At 32.7% G+C, this 15,890-nt stretch carries 11 protein-coding genes; 7 read left to right on the top strand and 4 right to left on the bottom strand.

Features of this window, described 5'->3' with window-relative positions; translation table 11 throughout:
• Nucleotides 1-162 precede the first annotated feature (162 nt).
• A complete protein-coding gene (rpe, locus tag CKF59_RS01440) occupies nt 163-879 on the top strand; it encodes a ribulose-phosphate 3-epimerase (RefSeq protein ID WP_119534207.1) in 717 nt (238 codons plus the stop codon).
• Between the two features lie 23 nt (nt 880-902).
• Entirely contained in the window at nt 903-1,712 is an 810-nt protein-coding gene (locus CKF59_RS01435; protein ID WP_119534206.1) for an HAD-IA family hydrolase, read from the top strand.
• A 119-nt stretch (nt 1,713-1,831) separates the two neighbouring features.
• On the opposite strand, the gene rsmB is transcribed toward CKF59_RS01435, so the two are convergent.
• The 4 genes from rsmB to CKF59_RS01415 all read right to left on the bottom strand — a co-directional run bounded on the left by rsmB (nt 1,832) and on the right by CKF59_RS01415 (nt 7,133).
• Complete coding sequence (gene rsmB, locus CKF59_RS01430; RefSeq protein WP_119534205.1) at nt 1,832-3,343, bottom strand: 16S rRNA (cytosine(967)-C(5))-methyltransferase RsmB; 1,512 nt, start codon at nt 3,341-3,343, stop codon at nt 1,832-1,834.
• 10 nt (nt 3,344-3,353) lie between these two features.
• Nucleotides 3,354-4,403: a methionyl-tRNA formyltransferase gene (fmt, locus tag CKF59_RS01425; protein ID WP_119534204.1), complete on the bottom strand. Its 1,050-nt coding sequence runs from the start codon at nt 4,401-4,403 to the stop codon at nt 3,354-3,356.
• Between the two features lie 75 nt (nt 4,404-4,478).
• The gene (def, locus tag CKF59_RS01420) at nt 4,479-5,024 is read right to left on the bottom strand and encodes a peptide deformylase (RefSeq protein ID WP_119534203.1); all 546 of its coding nucleotides are present in this window, start codon (nt 5,022-5,024) and stop codon (nt 4,479-4,481) included.
• A 174-nt stretch (nt 5,025-5,198) separates the two neighbouring features.
• On the bottom strand, nt 5,199-7,133 hold the full coding sequence (locus CKF59_RS01415) for a BspA family leucine-rich repeat surface protein (RefSeq protein WP_119534202.1): 1,935 nt from the start codon (nt 7,131-7,133) through the stop codon (nt 5,199-5,201).
• 370 nt (nt 7,134-7,503) lie between these two features.
• Between CKF59_RS01415 and xseA the strand changes: the two genes are divergently transcribed.
• The 5 genes from xseA to CKF59_RS01390 all read left to right on the top strand — a co-directional run bounded on the left by xseA (nt 7,504) and on the right by CKF59_RS01390 (nt 15,838).
• A complete protein-coding gene (xseA, locus tag CKF59_RS01410) occupies nt 7,504-9,411 on the top strand; it encodes an exodeoxyribonuclease VII large subunit (protein WP_119534201.1) in 1,908 nt (635 codons plus the stop codon).
• 7 nt (nt 9,412-9,418) lie between these two features.
• Nucleotides 9,419-10,708 carry a DNA adenine methylase gene (locus CKF59_RS01405; protein WP_119534200.1) on the top strand — a complete coding sequence of 430 codons (1,290 nt, stop codon included), beginning with the start codon at nt 9,419-9,421 and terminating at the stop codon, nt 10,706-10,708.
• A 258-nt stretch (nt 10,709-10,966) separates the two neighbouring features.
• Nucleotides 10,967-12,943 (top strand): S49 family peptidase, encoded by a 1,977-nt coding sequence (locus CKF59_RS01400; RefSeq protein WP_119534199.1) that lies wholly within the window; start codon nt 10,967-10,969, stop codon nt 12,941-12,943.
• A gap of 17 nt (nt 12,944-12,960) precedes the next feature.
• Nucleotides 12,961-15,012, top strand: coding sequence for a S49 family peptidase (locus CKF59_RS01395; protein ID WP_119534198.1), 2,052 nt, complete (start codon nt 12,961-12,963; stop codon nt 15,010-15,012).
• Between the two features lie 151 nt (nt 15,013-15,163).
• On the top strand, nt 15,164-15,838 hold the full coding sequence (locus CKF59_RS01390) for an NAAT family transporter (protein WP_119534197.1): 675 nt from the start codon (nt 15,164-15,166) through the stop codon (nt 15,836-15,838).
• Nucleotides 15,839-15,890: the final 52 nt, after the last annotated feature.

The following is a 15,890-nucleotide window of genomic DNA, read 5'->3' as shown; positions in this document are numbered from 1 at the left end:
AGCAAAGAGATAATTAATTTAAGAAAAATCATCCATTTAATATTTTAGCATAAAAACAAAAAGTGATTTTGGAAGTTCAAGGTACTTTTTTAAGTAATCATCAGGCAAAAGCTAGTATAATAAAAGGGCATTAACTATTTGTTTTATTTTTTAGGATTTAATATGAGTAAAGAAATTGTAATTTCACCTTCAATTTTATCAGCAGATTTTGCTCGTTTAGGTGAAGATGTTGCGAAAGTTATTGCTTCAGGGGCAGATCGTATTCATTTTGATGTAATGGATAATAACTTTGTACCTAATTTATCTTTTGGAGCTCCGATTTGTAAATCTTTAAGAAATTATGGGATTTCTGCTCCTATAGATGTACATTTAATGACCAATGAAGTAGAAAGATTAGCTCGAGATTTTAAAGTAGCTGGAGCAAATAGTATTACTTTTTCTTATGAAGCTGTAACTCATATTGATCGTACAATCAGTTATATTAAAGAGTTAGATCTAAATGTAGGGATCGCTATTAATCCTGCGACACCTGTAGAGTTATTATTTCCGGTATTACATAAACTAGATTTAGTGCTTGTAATGACCGTAAATCCAGGATTTGGAGGACAAAAGTTTATCCCATATACGCTTGAAAAAATTGCAACTTTACGTAAAGAGTTAGAGCGTCAAGGTTTATTAGAGCAAGTAGAGATTCAAGTTGATGGTGGGGTTAATGAAGATACCATTGGTGTTTTAGCTCATGCAGGTGCAACTAACTTTGTTGCCGGTTCAGCGGTATTTGAAGCTGAAGATTATGCACAAACTATTTCTAAATTCCGTGAACTAGTTCTTGAGCATGAATCGAAAGATTATGTTGATCTTTCATTTAGAGGTGAATAGGATAACTAACGAGGATAATTTCAATGACTAATTATAATTACGATTTAATTGTATTTGATTTAGATGGTACTTTATTAAATACAATTGAAGATATTGCTCATTCATATCGTTTAGCTTGTAAAGAATTTGGCTTCCCTGAACCTCCAACTTTAGAAGTAACTAACTGGGTTGGACAAGGGCATGACGCTGCGGTAATCGAATGTTTTGCTTGGTTAAAACGTGAAATTTTACAGGATAAAAATAAATTTCCTGGATTAGCTCAAGATCCTCAATTATTAAGTTTACCAACTGATGACTTATATAATGAACATGTACTACCATTAAAAGATAAATTTAAAGCTCGTCATCAACAGCTTTATATTGAAGTTGGAAACTTACATGCAAAACTTTTCCCTGGTGTAGATAAAGGTTTACGTTATCTCAAAGATACCGGAGTAAAATTAGCGGTATTAACCAATAAAATGAAAGCTTTAACTCCTAAAGTTTTACAAGATATCGGAATTTACGATCTATTTGATGGCGTGTTTAGTGATGGGGATTTACAACACAATAAGCCTCATCCAGAAGGTATCTTAAAACATATGGAAAACTTTGGCGTTACCGATAAAGAACGTGTACTTATGGTAGGTGACTCTGAAAATGATATTAAAGCTGGTTTAGCAGCTCAGGTACAAGTGTTAGGCTTAACTTATGGTTATAATTATGGTAAACCTATAGCTTTAAGTAATCCTACTTATGTAAGTGATCATTTTACTGCTGTAGTTGCTTTATATCTTGGAGTTCCTTTACAAGGTGAAGAGTTTACCCAACTTGTGGAAAAATTTGAAGCTTAATTTTAATTCATAAATTAAAAATTAAGAAGTAGTGTAAATTGCTTACTAAGAATAAGAACAAAGAAAAAGGAGACTAGCTTTAATTGCTTGTCTCCTTTTTAATTTGTCTGATAAAATTTTTAAGCTGTTTTGGTTAATAAGCAATAGTAAAAACCATCTCCACCATTGAGAGTATTAATAAGTTGTACTCCTTGAGATACTTTTAGTATAGATTGAGTCTCTATATGCTCTTGAATAAAAGTGTCAAGAGGAATTACTTTTGCATTGTTAACTTTTTGCAGAAACTTTTCCACTACTTGTTCATTTTCTTGTCCAAGGATTGAACAAGAGGTATAGAGCAGTTTGCCTCCAGTTTTTAGATATTTCCATGATTTTTCAAGAATTTCTAATTGGATTTGGGATAAACGCTCAATATCTGCAGGTGTTCTTAACCATTTTATATCGGGATGACGACGAATTACCCCTGATCCTGAACAAGGAATATCAAGTAAGAATAAATCTACCAGTTCGTTACTATGAGATTTATCCTTGGTTAAGCGTTCAAAAGTCTGAGGTAACCATTTTTCCGGAGTACGTGCATCAGCCGCTACCACAAGAGCTTGTTGTTCAAGACGCTCTAGATTTTCATAAACTCTTTTTAAACGAGTTTTATCTATATCAGTAGCAATCATTTTGGCTTGAGGAATTAAATCTAACAGATGGGTAGTTTTTCCTCCAGGTGAACAACAAGTGTCAACAATAAGTGGAGTTTTAAGCGTGTTATCCTTGGTTAAAATTAAACTTGCAAGTTGAGCATGTAAGTCTTGTACTGAGAAGTAACCTTGCTTAAACCCTGGGATTTCGGTAACATTAAGAGCTTTAGGTAACAGAATTGCCTGCTTAATATGTGGATGTTGCAAGTAATCTATTTGCTCTTGAGCAAGCAATTGTAAAAAACTTTCTACAGTTATCTTACTTTGATTAACTCTAAGCCATAAAGGGGGATTGGCATTCATAGCTTCTAACATTTGCGTAAATTGAGCTTGAGGAATGCGTTCGTTAAATTGATTTTGTAGCCATTTAGGAAGTAAGCTTACTTCTTTGCTTAAAGCTACTAGCTCATCAAGTTCTCGCAAAAGTTTGCGTAAACAAGCGTTGATTACCGTTGCCACTCCTTTACCATAGAGCTTTTTGCAGAGTTCAACATTTTCATAAACAGCTGCATGGTGAGCTTCACGCATGTAGAGAATTTGATAAATTCCAATTAGTAAAATAAACTGAGCAAAATAATTTTCTTTTTTAAAGGATTTTGCCAGCAGTTTATTGGCAATAAAGTTTAGTTGCGGAAGATATCTAATAACTCCATATGCAAGTTCCGAGGTAAAACCTATGTCTTTAGGGGTTACTATCTCATTAACGTTAATGGTTAAAGAGTTTTTATCTTCAAGTACTCTTTTAATGATTAAAGAAGCTTGAAAACGGGGATTACTATAGATTTGTTCTTTAACCTTTTCAATACCAAAAACTTTTAGCTCTTCGGTTTTTACATAAAGATCTTGAGTTTTTGCTAAGTGAGCTTTTGCGAATTGAGGTTTGCGAACTTTAGAAGGATTAGTTTGCTTTTTTATTTTAAGATTTAAAGCTTTTGCCATTTAAATTTGTTTACTTAAGATTAACACCAAGGGTTAAAAGTTTTGGATAGCCATTTTTTAGACTTTTAATATCCATTGGTTTTTTCCCTGGTAGTTGAATAGAGCTAATTTCTAAAAGCGAGTTATCTGCACAAAGAACATAGATCGCTTTGTCTGTTGAAGCAATGATTTTTCCAATTTCATCTGTGGTAAGATCCTGTAAAGCTTTATAATCTAAAAACTCTAATTTAGGATTTGACTGCACAAGATTATTAAAAGAAGTAAAATCTAAAGCTTGAGCTTCAATAATTTTTATATCTTGTTCAGGCTGTTCAGGATGAGTAAAGAATAAGCCTGGCCAAGGTGTATAAGCTCTGAGTTTACGTTCTAAAACTATAGCTTCTAGCTCTGGATTAAAGCGTCCATATTCTTTTTTAATTTTACGCGTATAAGTTTTTTTCGGCTCAGGAACGTTTAAAGGATCCTGAGGTTTAGCCTGAGCTAAGTAGTACTCAATATTATCTAATACTTTATTTAAAATAGGACCACCCATAGCCGAAAGTTTATTAAATAAAGTTAAAGAGGTTTCTTTAGCATCGACTTGGACTTCTTCGCGATAGAGAATATCTCCCGTATCTAGGGTCTCATCCATTTTAATAATACAGAAAGCGGTAGTGTTATCACCTTGGGCAATCGTATTTTGCACTGGAGAAGCTCCACGACCAAAAGGAAGTAAAGATGGGTGAACATTAATTGATTTATATTTAGGATAATCAATTAATTCTAGAGGTAAAATGTCTCCAAAAGCCACAACCACCATAATATCAAAATCTAATTTTAATAATTCTTGGTAGTTTTCAGGATGGCGTAAAGATGAAGTAAATTGGTAAACCGGAATATTATGAGCAACGGCTAGTTCTTTTACTTTAGTCATTTGCACCTTTTTTCCTCTTCCCGAAACTTTATCCGGTTGAGTTACAACTCCAATAACCTGGTGTTGTGAATTTAGAATAGGCTCTAAAAAAGTAGCAGAGAAGTCAGCCGTTCCTGCAAAAAGTACTTTTAATGCTTTATTGTTCATATTTATTGTAGCTGTAGAAATGTTGAGAGGAACAGCCTTTGGCTGTTCCTCTCTCTAATGTGCAAGCCAAGGGAATTATCTTCCTCGTTGTAATTTTTTCTTATATTTTCTAACTTTATCAATAGCTTGGTTGCGTTTAAAACTATCTAAATGGTCAAAGAACATTATACCATTTAAATGATCAATTTCATGTTGAATACAAATAGCTAATAAACCATCTGCTTCTAGAGTATGTTTTTGTCCTTGTGGATCATAGTATTCACAAGTAATTTTTTCTGCACGATCTACATAGTCACGCACGTTAGGAGCAGAAAGACAGCCCTCTTCGATTGCTGTATGTCCTTCAGTATGAGTGATTTCAGGGTTGATCATAATGTACTGTACGCTCTTGTCTTCAGTTACATCAACCACAATAATGCGTTTGGCTAAGTTTATTTGGTTAGCTGCTAGACCTATTCCCTCATAGGCATACATAGTACGGAGCATTTTTTCACCAACTAATTGTAATTGTTCACCAAACTCAGTTTCGGTATACTCTTGAGCACGAGTACGTAAAACATCTTCAGGATAAATTTCAACGTCAAAGATATCTTGATTTGTTTCAGGAGAATTTTCAGTCATATAAATAATTTTTCGTAGCTTATTTGTAAATATAAGCTCTAAAGGTAAGTTTAAAATTTAATAAGCAATATTTTACCATAAACCAGCTTATTTTTATTTTAATATTGTATTTTCCAGTCTTCACTAGGTCAGGAGATAAAAATATAAGGAAATTCTTTAAATAATTGTTTTACCTTATTTAAATAAACGCTTATATTTCTTTTCGGTTAATTGATCTTGCCAGTTCTCGATGTTATTTGAGGTGATGCCACTACCGGTAAAGATAGCGCTTACTTGTTTAGCTGATTTTAGATGCCACCATTTTAAGTTGCAATTAAATTTACTTGCTCCAAAGAACATACGTGACATATTTTCTACTTTCCCTACTGACCAATTGCTTAAATCACTATTAAAGTTAATTGCTCCCTCAAACATAGACTCCATATTTCTTACATTATTTACACTCCATTGACTCAGATCACCATTAAAGCTCTTAGCTCCATAGAACATAGACTCCATGTTTTTTACACTATATACGTACCATCTACTTAAGTTACCATTGAAGTTTTCTGCCTCTTCAAACATAGAGACCATACTACGTACTTTACTCGTATACCAAGCATTTAAATCTTGATTAAAACTAGTAGCTCCGTAGAACATATAGTCCATTTTTCTTACTTCTGAAACTTTCCAGCAACTAAGATCTTGATTAAAGCTTTTGGCTTGGTAGAACATATAACTTAAATTTCTAGCTTTAGACATGTTCCAGTTATTTAATTCTTTATTAAAGTTACTTGCTTGATAGAACATATAACTAAAGTCTTTGCCGTGAGAGGGAGACCAGCTATTAAGATTTTTATTAAAGCGGGTAGCTTGACAGAACATATAACTGAAATTAATTACTTTGGAAACATCCCAGCTACTAAGATCGCCATTAAAACGTTTAGCTTGTTTAAACATCGAACTTAAATCTTTAACCTTGGCGGTATTCCAGTTACTAAGGTTACAATTAAAGTATATAGCCTCTTGGAACATAGCTCTCATATTGCGAACATTGGAAACGTTCCATTGGCTAAGATCACTTTTAAATTGTCTAGCTCCACTAAACATTTCCTCCATGTTAGTTACACGAGCAACATTCCATTGGCTTAAATCGGAGTTAAAGCGTCTTGCATCACGAAACATAAGTGACATATCTTCGACATTAGATACATCCCATTTGCTCAGATCTCCTTTGAAGTTTTTTGCTCCGCAGAACATAGCTCGCATACTAGGGATACGGGAAACCTTCCATTGACTGAGATCGGAATTAAAATCATAAGCAAAACAAAACATTTCTCTCATATCTTCTACTTGCGATACTTCCCATTGGCTGAGGTCGCTATTAAACTTATAGGCACATTTAAACATATATGCCATATCTCGGACTTTTGAGATATCCCATTGGCTGAGATCGCTGGTAAACATAGAAGCATAGTTAAACATATCTCTCATATTGGTAACTTGAGAAACATTCCATCGACTAAGATCACAATTAAATCTTATTGCTGAATTAAACATTTTTTCCATATTTGTTACTTGAGAGACATCCCAATTACTTATGCCATCTCTAAATTCACTGGCGTAGTAAAACATTCCACGCATGCTTTTAACCTTTGAGACATCCCAGTGACTAAGATCTCCTCGAAAGTAATCGTTATGAGCAAACATATAAGACATGTCAGTCACTTGTGACACATCCCAACGGCTAATATCGCCAGCAAAAGAAGTATAACCAAAGGTAGCTACCATAGAGGTTACTTTACTTGTATCCCAATTACTGACATCAATGAGAAGATTGATCGGAATTCCTATGCGGTAGAGAGTGTAGGGGTCATCAAATTGATCTAGACTATCAAGAGCCGAAAAGAGAAAGTCAAAGTTGGTAATTGCTGAAACATCAATAAAATTTAAATCTAGGGTTCGTAGTCTACGACGTGGGTTATCGAGAAACTCGATAATGTAGGTATGTAAAAACTCACGCAGAAGTTGTTTGTCTGTAAAGAAGATACGGATTTCACTTGGTTTTAAAGCATTGCGTCTTAGTTCTTTGGGTAAATCTTTGTAACGAATATTAGTGTAGGTTAGCATAGAGGTTAATTTAATCTGAATCCTTGGTAAAAGTTAATTGTGATTATCTAAAGTTAAACGATAATTTTTTGTCAGGGGAAATAAATCTTGCTTTAGGATTACATAGGTTTGTATTTTTATTATATTTCTAACCGACGTATCTCCTATGAGAAGAATTTAAACCAAAACCGGAAAGAGCTAGATTTAATTTTTAGAGTTCATGCCAAGTTGGTTACTTCTAGCATAAAAAATCAAAGATAGTAGTAACTATTTTAATATACATGCAAAGAGATGAGAAAAATTTCTTTGTTTGAAAAGATCAAGGCTTAAGTTTAATTCGGTATATAATAAAATATTAGTTTTTTACGTACAGATTTTTATACAATTACCTATGGAATTTGAAAAAGATTTTACGGAGATTGAAATTGAAGAGCAAATTGTAACTCCAGTAAAACCTACGATAAAACCGATTTCTGTTTCTCATCTACTAAAAAAGGTTCAAGAGAATTTTAGAGAACGTTTTTGGGGAGTATATTTAGTTGCAGAAATCTCAAGCTTAAAATATTCAGGACGTCATGCTTATCTAACTTTTAAAGATACTGAAAATGATGCCATGCTCAATGCTACCCTGTGGAATTATCAATTTAGTTTCGAAGAGTTTGCGAGAAAAACTGGTTGTCAGGTTAGTGATTTTGTTGAGGGAGCAACGGTTGAAGTTTATGGAGAGATGACCGTTTATGAACCTCGTGGCAGTATGCAATTAAACATCTCTAAAATGCGTATTGCTGGCGGCATGGGAGAGCAATTAACTCGTATTCAAAAGATTAAAGAGTTTATTCTTAGTAATAATTGGCACTTACCACAATTTAAAAAAGCAATTCCTAAGTTTCCTCATACCGTAGGAATTATTTCTTCCTCTAATGCTGCAGGGGTTAAAGACATGTTAAATGTCTTTAAAGTAGAAGCTCCCGATATAAAAATAGTGATTTACGAATGTAATGTGCAAGGAGCTAAGGCTGTAAAGTCAATAGTTAAGTCTTTAAGTAGAGCTAATGAAGAGCAACGTTGTGATCTTCTCATTATTGGTCGAGGAGGCGGTGCTTTTGAAGATTTATTAGCTTTTTCTGACTTAGAAGTCGTAGAAGCGGTTTTTAATTCGCAAATCCCAATTATTTCCGCAGTTGGTCACGAGATAGATAATCCTTTAACTGATTTAGTTGCAGATGCTTTTTGTGTAACCCCAACAGCAGCTGCGAAGCTAGTTTGTCATGGACGAGTAGAGTATAGAATTTTTTTAAGAAATGTGAAGCAAACTATTGAAGTACTAAAAAATAATTACTTTGCTCGTAGATTACAAGTGCTACAAAATCTTGATCAAAGGGTTTCTTATTTAGATCCACAAAGAAAATTTCTTACTTACATTAATCAATTTCAAGATTATCTAAGAAAGTTAGATTATATTTTGTTCAATAGCTTGCGCCATAAGCAAATCGTAATTGGGCAAACTTATGCTAAGTTAGAAAGTATTTGGCAAGGAAATATAAATTACTTTCTTAAGCTAAGTGGAGATTATAAAAGTAAAGTTGAAACTTATAATCCAGTAGTAATTGTTGAAAGACAACAGCAATATTTATACTATCTATGTGATAGATTAAATCAAGTTGTTGAAAAAAAACTCGAACAAAAATCTGCTTTAATTAAGAGTATAGACTACAACTTAACGCAAAGAGTAGAAAGAGATCTTTTCTTTAAACAAAAGGGATTAGAGTTTTTAAAAAATAAGCTCGAAAGCTACAATTTACGAGGCAGTTTACAAAGAGAAAAGACAAATTTACAAGTCTTGTCTCATGGGATGCAAAAGTTAGTTGAGACGCAAATTAGACAAAAAGATTATAGTCTACAGCTAATAAACTCAAGATTAAAGCAAATTAATATTCAATATAAATTAAATCAATATCTTTTATTAACGACAAAATTAAAACAACAGCTTGATAATCTCTTGGCTAAACAGCTAAGACAAAAAGCAAATAAACTGAGTTATTTACTCCAGCGAATAGAGATTAATAATCCAAAATTACCTTTATCTCGAGGTTATGCAATGTTGGTTGATCAAAATAACCGACCTTTAACCTCAATTTCGCAAATTCAAAATAGCCAAAAGGTTGAAGTGATTATGCAAGATGGTAGTTTTGAAGCTCAAGCTTATGAAATTAAAAATCAGAGTAGTTTTTCACAGCTAATAGAATCTCAAGATAAGATTGAAAGACTAAAAAATATTTTAGAACAGTTAAAACAGTAAAAGTAAAATGAGTGCTGTAGAAATTGATGAATTTAAAGATGATGATCTATTTACCAGTACCAATATTGCTAAATACGATCAAAATATAGATTTTTTACTTTATGTTCCAGCTGATACGAAAGTGCCTACAAATTATCGTGCATCTGAATTAAAGTATGGCGATGGACAAAAAAAAGAAAGTAAGAAAAATGAATTAGCAGATTATACCTTTATCCCTTTATTTGCTCTTGAACATGATCAAGAAGAAAAAAGTCAAAAATTGGGAAAAGAGTATGTAGCTTCTCCATTTAATTATAATTGGGGAAAAGGTTCAGTTATTTCTCAAATTGTCAGACTATTCCCCAAAAATATTAATGTCTTTTATGATTTGTTTTCAGGGGCTGGAAATATAGGTTTAAATGTAAATGCTGGGGTTATATATTGTGCAGATACTAACTCTAGCATGATCCAGTTATTAAAATTTTTACAAAAGCATACTTTTGAAGAGTTAAGTAGAAAAATAGATTACTTAGCCCAAAAGTATGGTTTGTCTAATTCAGCAGCTTTTGGTTATAAATTTTATAATACTAATTCTAATGATGGCTTAAATGTTTATAATCGTACCCCTTACTTAAATTTGAGAAGTGATTTTAATCATCTCTTAAGGCAATTGAGGATTCGTAAATTTCTTAGCATTATTAATCAAGAAGAGCTAACTAAGACTCCAGCTTTAAGTATTAAAAGTGCCTTAAAGCCTAGTAGTCCTCAGTTAGTCTATACAGACGATATGTTAATTCGTTTGTTAATGCTAATTATTTATGGATTTAATAATTTTGCTCGTTTCAATAGCAGTGGAGAGTTTAATTTACCTGTAGGTAAAAGAGATTTCAGTATTAAGGCGAGAGAAAAATTTAAAGACTTTTTACAATGTCTACGTAGTAAAAACATTGAGTTTTATGAAAATAGTTTTACCGATTTAGATTTAAATCATTTAGTACAAGAAAATAGTTTTGTTTATTTAGATCCCCCTTGTATTCTCAACCCTGAAGATCTACAAGTATATAAATGGGGAAAAGAAGAGGAAAATGAGCTTTATCGTACTCTAGAGTTTTTTAATCAAAATGGGGTAAAGTTTGCACTTTCCACTTATATTCAATTTAATGGGATTTACAATTATCAGTTATTAGATTGGTGTCATAGTAATAGGTTTAATATTAGTTTTATTAAAAATGACGCAGATGCTCATGAAATGGAAAGTGAAGAGAAATTTGCTCACCGTACTCTAGAAGTAGTGATAACCAATTATTTTAATGAATAGGCAAGAGAATAATTTTAGAAATTTAAATCAAGAGATCATTAATTTTCTTTTTATTTGCCGAATAAGCTTAACAAAGAACATATTTATGTGATATAAAAGAATAAGGACTTTAATAAAATTTGTTTAATATTATTTTATTAAAGTTAAAAAGTAATAATTTAGCTATATTTTATATCGCAATAAATAATTAAAATTAAAGTTAAGATTAATGATTAGAAGTTTTTTCTAAAATTTTGATCTAAGGAAGATAAATAGATTATGAGTTTTAAGGGTGCAGTTTGTAAAATCTGGGCTACTGTCAAATTTTTAATCTCTGTGGTATTTAATGTCTATGCTTTATTAGGTGTGGCTTTAGTTTTAACCGCCTCTAGTGTATACGAAAAATATACAGAAACGCAGTACCCTTTTAAATCTACTACCCCAGAAAATGCGGTAGTATTAGTTAATTTGACATCAGGAGAAATAAATGAAACTTCAATTTATGGTACTCCTGCTAGCCGTTGGGCTAACTTATTTGTAAGTAGTCGTGCTAACCGTTTTTCATTTAGTGAGCAAGTTTACGCATTAAAAAATGCGGCTACGGATGACAAAGTGAAAGGGGTGGTAGTAAGTATTTCAGCTCGTTTATGGAATGGAGCTCAAGCTTATGAAATTTCTCAAGCTCTTTTAGAAGTGAGAAATGCAGGTAAACCTGTGTATGTATTTATCCAGGGATCTGCTAGTAATAATGAACTTCTTATCGCTTCGGCTGCTACCCAAAAATATGTTTCTCCAGGTACATTTATTAGACCTGTAAGACCTATTTACGGTTCTGTATTCAGAAAAGGTTTTTACGATAAGTTTAAGATAGATTTTGTTGGTCAACGTGTATCTCTTTATAAAGATATGATTCTTGGTGATGTTAAATACCAAGTAGATCAAGATGTAAAATCAACATTTGATGCTTATTACCAAATTTACTTAGATACAATTAAATCTATTGCAGAAAATTACGATCGTCCAGTTACAGATTTTGACCTTTCTGATGAAGCATTATTAACTCTTTTCAAAGATTATAAAGGCGACTTTGGTAAAGCTTTTACAGATAAAGGATGGTTTGATGGAGTTATTACTAAAGCTGAATTTGACAGAAAAGTAGCTACAGAGATTCAGGGTAGAAAAACTAATGATAAATTACCTAACTATTTTTCTTTAGCAAGTTATACTTCAGCACAAGAACATCCATTATTTAGTACAACTGCAAGTAAAAATAGAGCTCATATTGCTTATGTTGCTTTAGTTGGTGATGTAGTATCTCGTGGTACTGCTCCTGATGTGATTTCGATTAATAATACTTTAAGACATTTACGTTCCATTTACTATAATGCAAATAATGTTAAAGCATTGGTATTACGTATTGACTCACCTGGTGGTTCTGCAAATACTGGGGTGACTATTAGTCAGGCTATTGAAGATATTCGTGCTAAAGGTATTCCTGTAGTGGTATCTCAGGGGTATTTAGCTGCTTCTGCAGGTTATATGCTTTCTGCAGGAAGTGAATATATCTATAGCTCTCCAACAACTATTACTGGGTCAATTGGGGTAGTAATTAGAGGCTATAACCTAAATCGTTTTTTAGGTCAGTTTGAGATCAAAGCTGATGCTCAAGGTTATAGTAAATATTATGCAACTCCAGTAAGAATTCCTTATTTTGTTGCAGGCTGGGCTAACCCTTATGGAGAAGAGCTAAAAACTCTATGGAAAGCGGGTATTACAAATTCTTATCACGAATTTATTTCTCGTGTATATGAAGGACGTAAAGATCACTTTGCTTCTTTAGAAGATGTACATAGAGTCGCTCAAGGTCACATTTGGGGTGGAACAGATGCAAAAACTTTAGGTCTAGTAGATAATTTTGGTAATGTATCTGATGCTATCAATAAATCTCGTGAGTTTATTGTTTTAGATCAAGGTAAACGTGAAGCAGATAAATATTCTCGCGGAGAATATACAGAAGTTAAAATTGAAGAAGTAGATAAGTTACCTGTAATTTACTACAATGCTGGACGTCGTTACTCAATAACAGGATTTACTTTAAGTAGTCGTGTATTAAGTACTATCGATGTTGTATCTGGTGGTTATTTAAGTTCGGTAATCTCTAAAGTTAACACTTTAATTAATGGTGATGACCAAGCTTTAGGCTCTTATCAAGCGCGTTTAGAAGATGAACAACTTTTACTACAAAAAGGCCAATAGTAGATAAGGAATAATTTATGTTAAAGAAATTATTATATGTATTATGGCTACTGGTAAGCTATGTGTATAGAGCTGTTTCTTGGGTAGTATTTACTCTTTTTGCAGTATTTGGATTACTAGTTGTAGTCTTCGCACTTTACCTGAGTCAGAGTACAAAATTATTAACCGCTAGTGTTGATCAAAAATTCACTGGTGAAAAATATTTATATTTAGACTTAAACGAAGTTACTGAGAAATCAGCTCGTATCCCAGGTTACTATAATCTTGCAGCTAATCTAGGGATTGATGTTCCAGGACAAATTTCAATTGCTAACCTAAAAGCAGTGCTTGAAAGAGCTGCTAAAGACGATCGTATTAAAGGGATAGTAATTGATGTAGATCGTGGTAACTTTGAAACTTGGGGAATTTATGAAGAGCTAGATCGAGCAATTGTAAAATTTAAAGCTGATTCTGAAAATAAAAAACCTGTAATTGGTTATTCAGTATACTGGTCTTTAGGTGATCTTATTGCTTTACAACATGCTGACACTTTAGTTGTTGATAAAGTTGGAGGCATGGGGGTAGATAATCTTGTATCTAGTGTATTTTTGAAAGATTTCTACGCAAATTATGGAATTAAAGACTATTCATTCCAAATTGGTAAGTATGGTTTATCAGGTTTAAGATCACAAAGTGGTTTTACCGCTGATAATCAAACCTCAATTGAAGCTATAGCGTTTGCTCCAGTTGATTATGCTTTTGCTTCATTAAATAAAACTTTAACGGAAAAGCATCCTGATCGTCCTGTAGAAATAAAGCCAAGAGAAGATTTTTCTTATGAAGGACTTTTAAAAGAAGCAAATTCATTAAAATCTAATGCTGACTACTATGTAGAAAAAGGAATCTTTGATAAGGCTTTATCTCGTTTACAATGGAGTGATTATGTGCGTGATCTTGCGGGAGTAGATGAAGACAAGTATCCGAATGTTGTTTATTTAGATGAATATTTATCAGATACTCGTGCAAGTGAAGCTGAAGCTAAAAAAGAAGATAATTCAGGTAAAGATTATTACTTAACTTACTATTACTCTGGTTTTTTTGGTCAACAAGGTGCAGATGTTAATGCTAATGAAGTAGCAGCAGAGTTACTCTCAAGAACAGTTTTGGCTAAAGAACCTGGTGAAGGTAAAGGAAAGGTAAAAGGGATTGTTTTACGTTTAGATTCTATTGGAGGAACTTTACCAGAAGCTCAAATTCTTGTTGAAGCTTTAAAACAAATAAGAGAATTTGGTGTTCCTGTAGTAGTCTTATCTGGTGATGGACTTTTAGGTTCTGCTTATTTAGCCGCTACTGGTGCAGATGCTATAGTTACTTCTAAGTATGTACCTGTAGGTGGAATTAATGCTTCTTCGATTTTATTAGATACTACAGATACTTTACGTGCTTTCTATAATATGAACCCTTCGTATTTTAAAGGTTCAGAACTAGTAACACCGAATGGTAATCTACCTGCTCCTTTTTCATTTGTGGTAGGAAGTGGGCAATCTTCTTTAGTATCTCCAGAGTTTGTAGAGTATCGTAAAGTTGTAGCTCAAGGACTCTATGATACAGCAGTAGAGGATTTAGCGAAAAATAGAAATCTTACTAGTGAAGAAGTTTCTAATGTAGATCAAGGAAGAATCTTTACCGGACAACAAGCATACGAGTTAAAACTAGTTGATGCTGTCGGCGGTTTAGATACGGCTTATGAATATCTTGATAAGCTTAATAAAGAAAAAGATGAGAACTTTGACGCAAGTGCAATTGTAAAATATGAAGCTAACCCAGAAGACGCTCCTTATAGCTCATTATTAAGCACGCTTAATGCTGAGATATCTTCATATCAAGATTATCAAGTACGTCAAGCTTTAGGTCTTTCTGAAACAGCTTATAAAGTTCTAAAATTTGAACAAGCAAATCAAAATGCAGTATTTAGTATTTGTGAGGTTTGTTTAACGCCAACGGCAAAAAATTCTAATTCTATGGATAATAGTAAATTCTCAAAAAACAATAACTTTTTTAGAGAATTAGTTTTAAGATTATCACGTTAGAAACTATTAAAGTCTCACTATACTTAGTGGGACTTTAATTTATCTTTAATTGTTAGTTCTTAAAAAAAATTTAAACCTATATGTTTATATGTTAAAATTATTGTGCTAGAGCTTATCTTTAAACCCTAAATATTTATAATTTGTATTAAGCATGTTAGATCAAAATATCTTTGGCACATGTTTGTCATTTTTTTTGGCAATTTTTGCTATCACTAATCCCTTAAGTGGATTAACCATTTTTATAAGTTTAACTTCTGGTTTATATCCTAAAGAAAGAAACCAAGTAGCAATTCTTGCTACAATTTCGATTTTTATCATCATAATTGTTTCTATGCTTTTAGGATCTTACATTTTGCAATTTTTTGGGATTTCTAATAGTGCCTTTCGTTTAGCTGGGGGCTTAGTTATTGCTAATGCTGCTTTCCCTATGTTAAAAGGTGCAATGAGTAACCAAAAGCAAAATGAGGAAGAACGCAAAGAATTACAAGAAACTAAAGCAAATGAATCTAATTTCCAACCTTCAAGTATTGCCGTAGTGCCTTTAGCTTTACCTTTAATTGCAGGTCCGGGAGCTATTTCTACTGCCGTATTATGGGCTGAAAGATTAGAAAACATTTGGGTATTAATTGCTTTAGTAATTACAACCTTTATTTATTCAGTGATCGTTTATTTTATGTTCTATGTTTCACCTTACATCACAAGATTTTTAGGGCAAACAGGGATAAACGTTATTACTCGAGTAATGGGGTTATTTATGCTTGCAATCGGAGTTCAAGCAATTATTTCTAGTTGTATAGACCTAATGCCTTCATTATTTATAAAATAAGTAACGACCTCTCCTTTGGAGAGGTTGTTTTAGTTTTGGGACAATATTAAAG

The organism is Psittacicella gerlachiana, assembly GCF_003585965.1.
In the GTDB taxonomy this organism is placed as follows: Bacteria; Pseudomonadota; Gammaproteobacteria; order Enterobacterales; family Psittacicellaceae; genus Psittacicella; species Psittacicella gerlachiana.
The sequence above is the reverse complement of the archived record's forward strand: the minus strand, read 5'-3'. Positions and strand labels throughout refer to the sequence as shown.

Excerpts from the sequence above, each read along its gene's own strand:
- rpe (WP_119534207.1), top strand. The coding sequence starts at position 163 with ATGAGTAAAGAAATTGTAATTTCACCTTCAATTTTATCAGCAGATTTT.
- CKF59_RS01435 (WP_119534206.1), top strand. The coding sequence starts at position 903 with ATGACTAATTATAATTACGATTTAATTGTATTTGATTTAGATGGTACT.
- rsmB (WP_119534205.1), bottom strand. The coding sequence starts at position 3,343 with ATGGCAAAAGCTTTAAATCTTAAAATAAAAAAGCAAACTAATCCTTCT.
- fmt (WP_119534204.1), bottom strand. The coding sequence starts at position 4,403 with ATGAACAATAAAGCATTAAAAGTACTTTTTGCAGGAACGGCTGACTTC.
- def (WP_119534203.1), bottom strand. The coding sequence starts at position 5,024 with ATGACTGAAAATTCTCCTGAAACAAATCAAGATATCTTTGACGTTGAA.
- CKF59_RS01415 (WP_119534202.1), bottom strand. The coding sequence starts at position 7,133 with ATGCTAACCTACACTAATATTCGTTACAAAGATTTACCCAAAGAACTA.
- xseA (WP_119534201.1), top strand. The coding sequence starts at position 7,504 with ATGGAATTTGAAAAAGATTTTACGGAGATTGAAATTGAAGAGCAAATT.
- CKF59_RS01405 (WP_119534200.1), top strand. The coding sequence starts at position 9,419 with ATGAGTGCTGTAGAAATTGATGAATTTAAAGATGATGATCTATTTACC.
- CKF59_RS01400 (WP_119534199.1), top strand. The coding sequence starts at position 10,967 with ATGAGTTTTAAGGGTGCAGTTTGTAAAATCTGGGCTACTGTCAAATTT.
- CKF59_RS01395 (WP_119534198.1), top strand. The coding sequence starts at position 12,961 with ATGTTAAAGAAATTATTATATGTATTATGGCTACTGGTAAGCTATGTG.
- CKF59_RS01390 (WP_119534197.1), top strand. The coding sequence starts at position 15,164 with ATGTTAGATCAAAATATCTTTGGCACATGTTTGTCATTTTTTTTGGCA.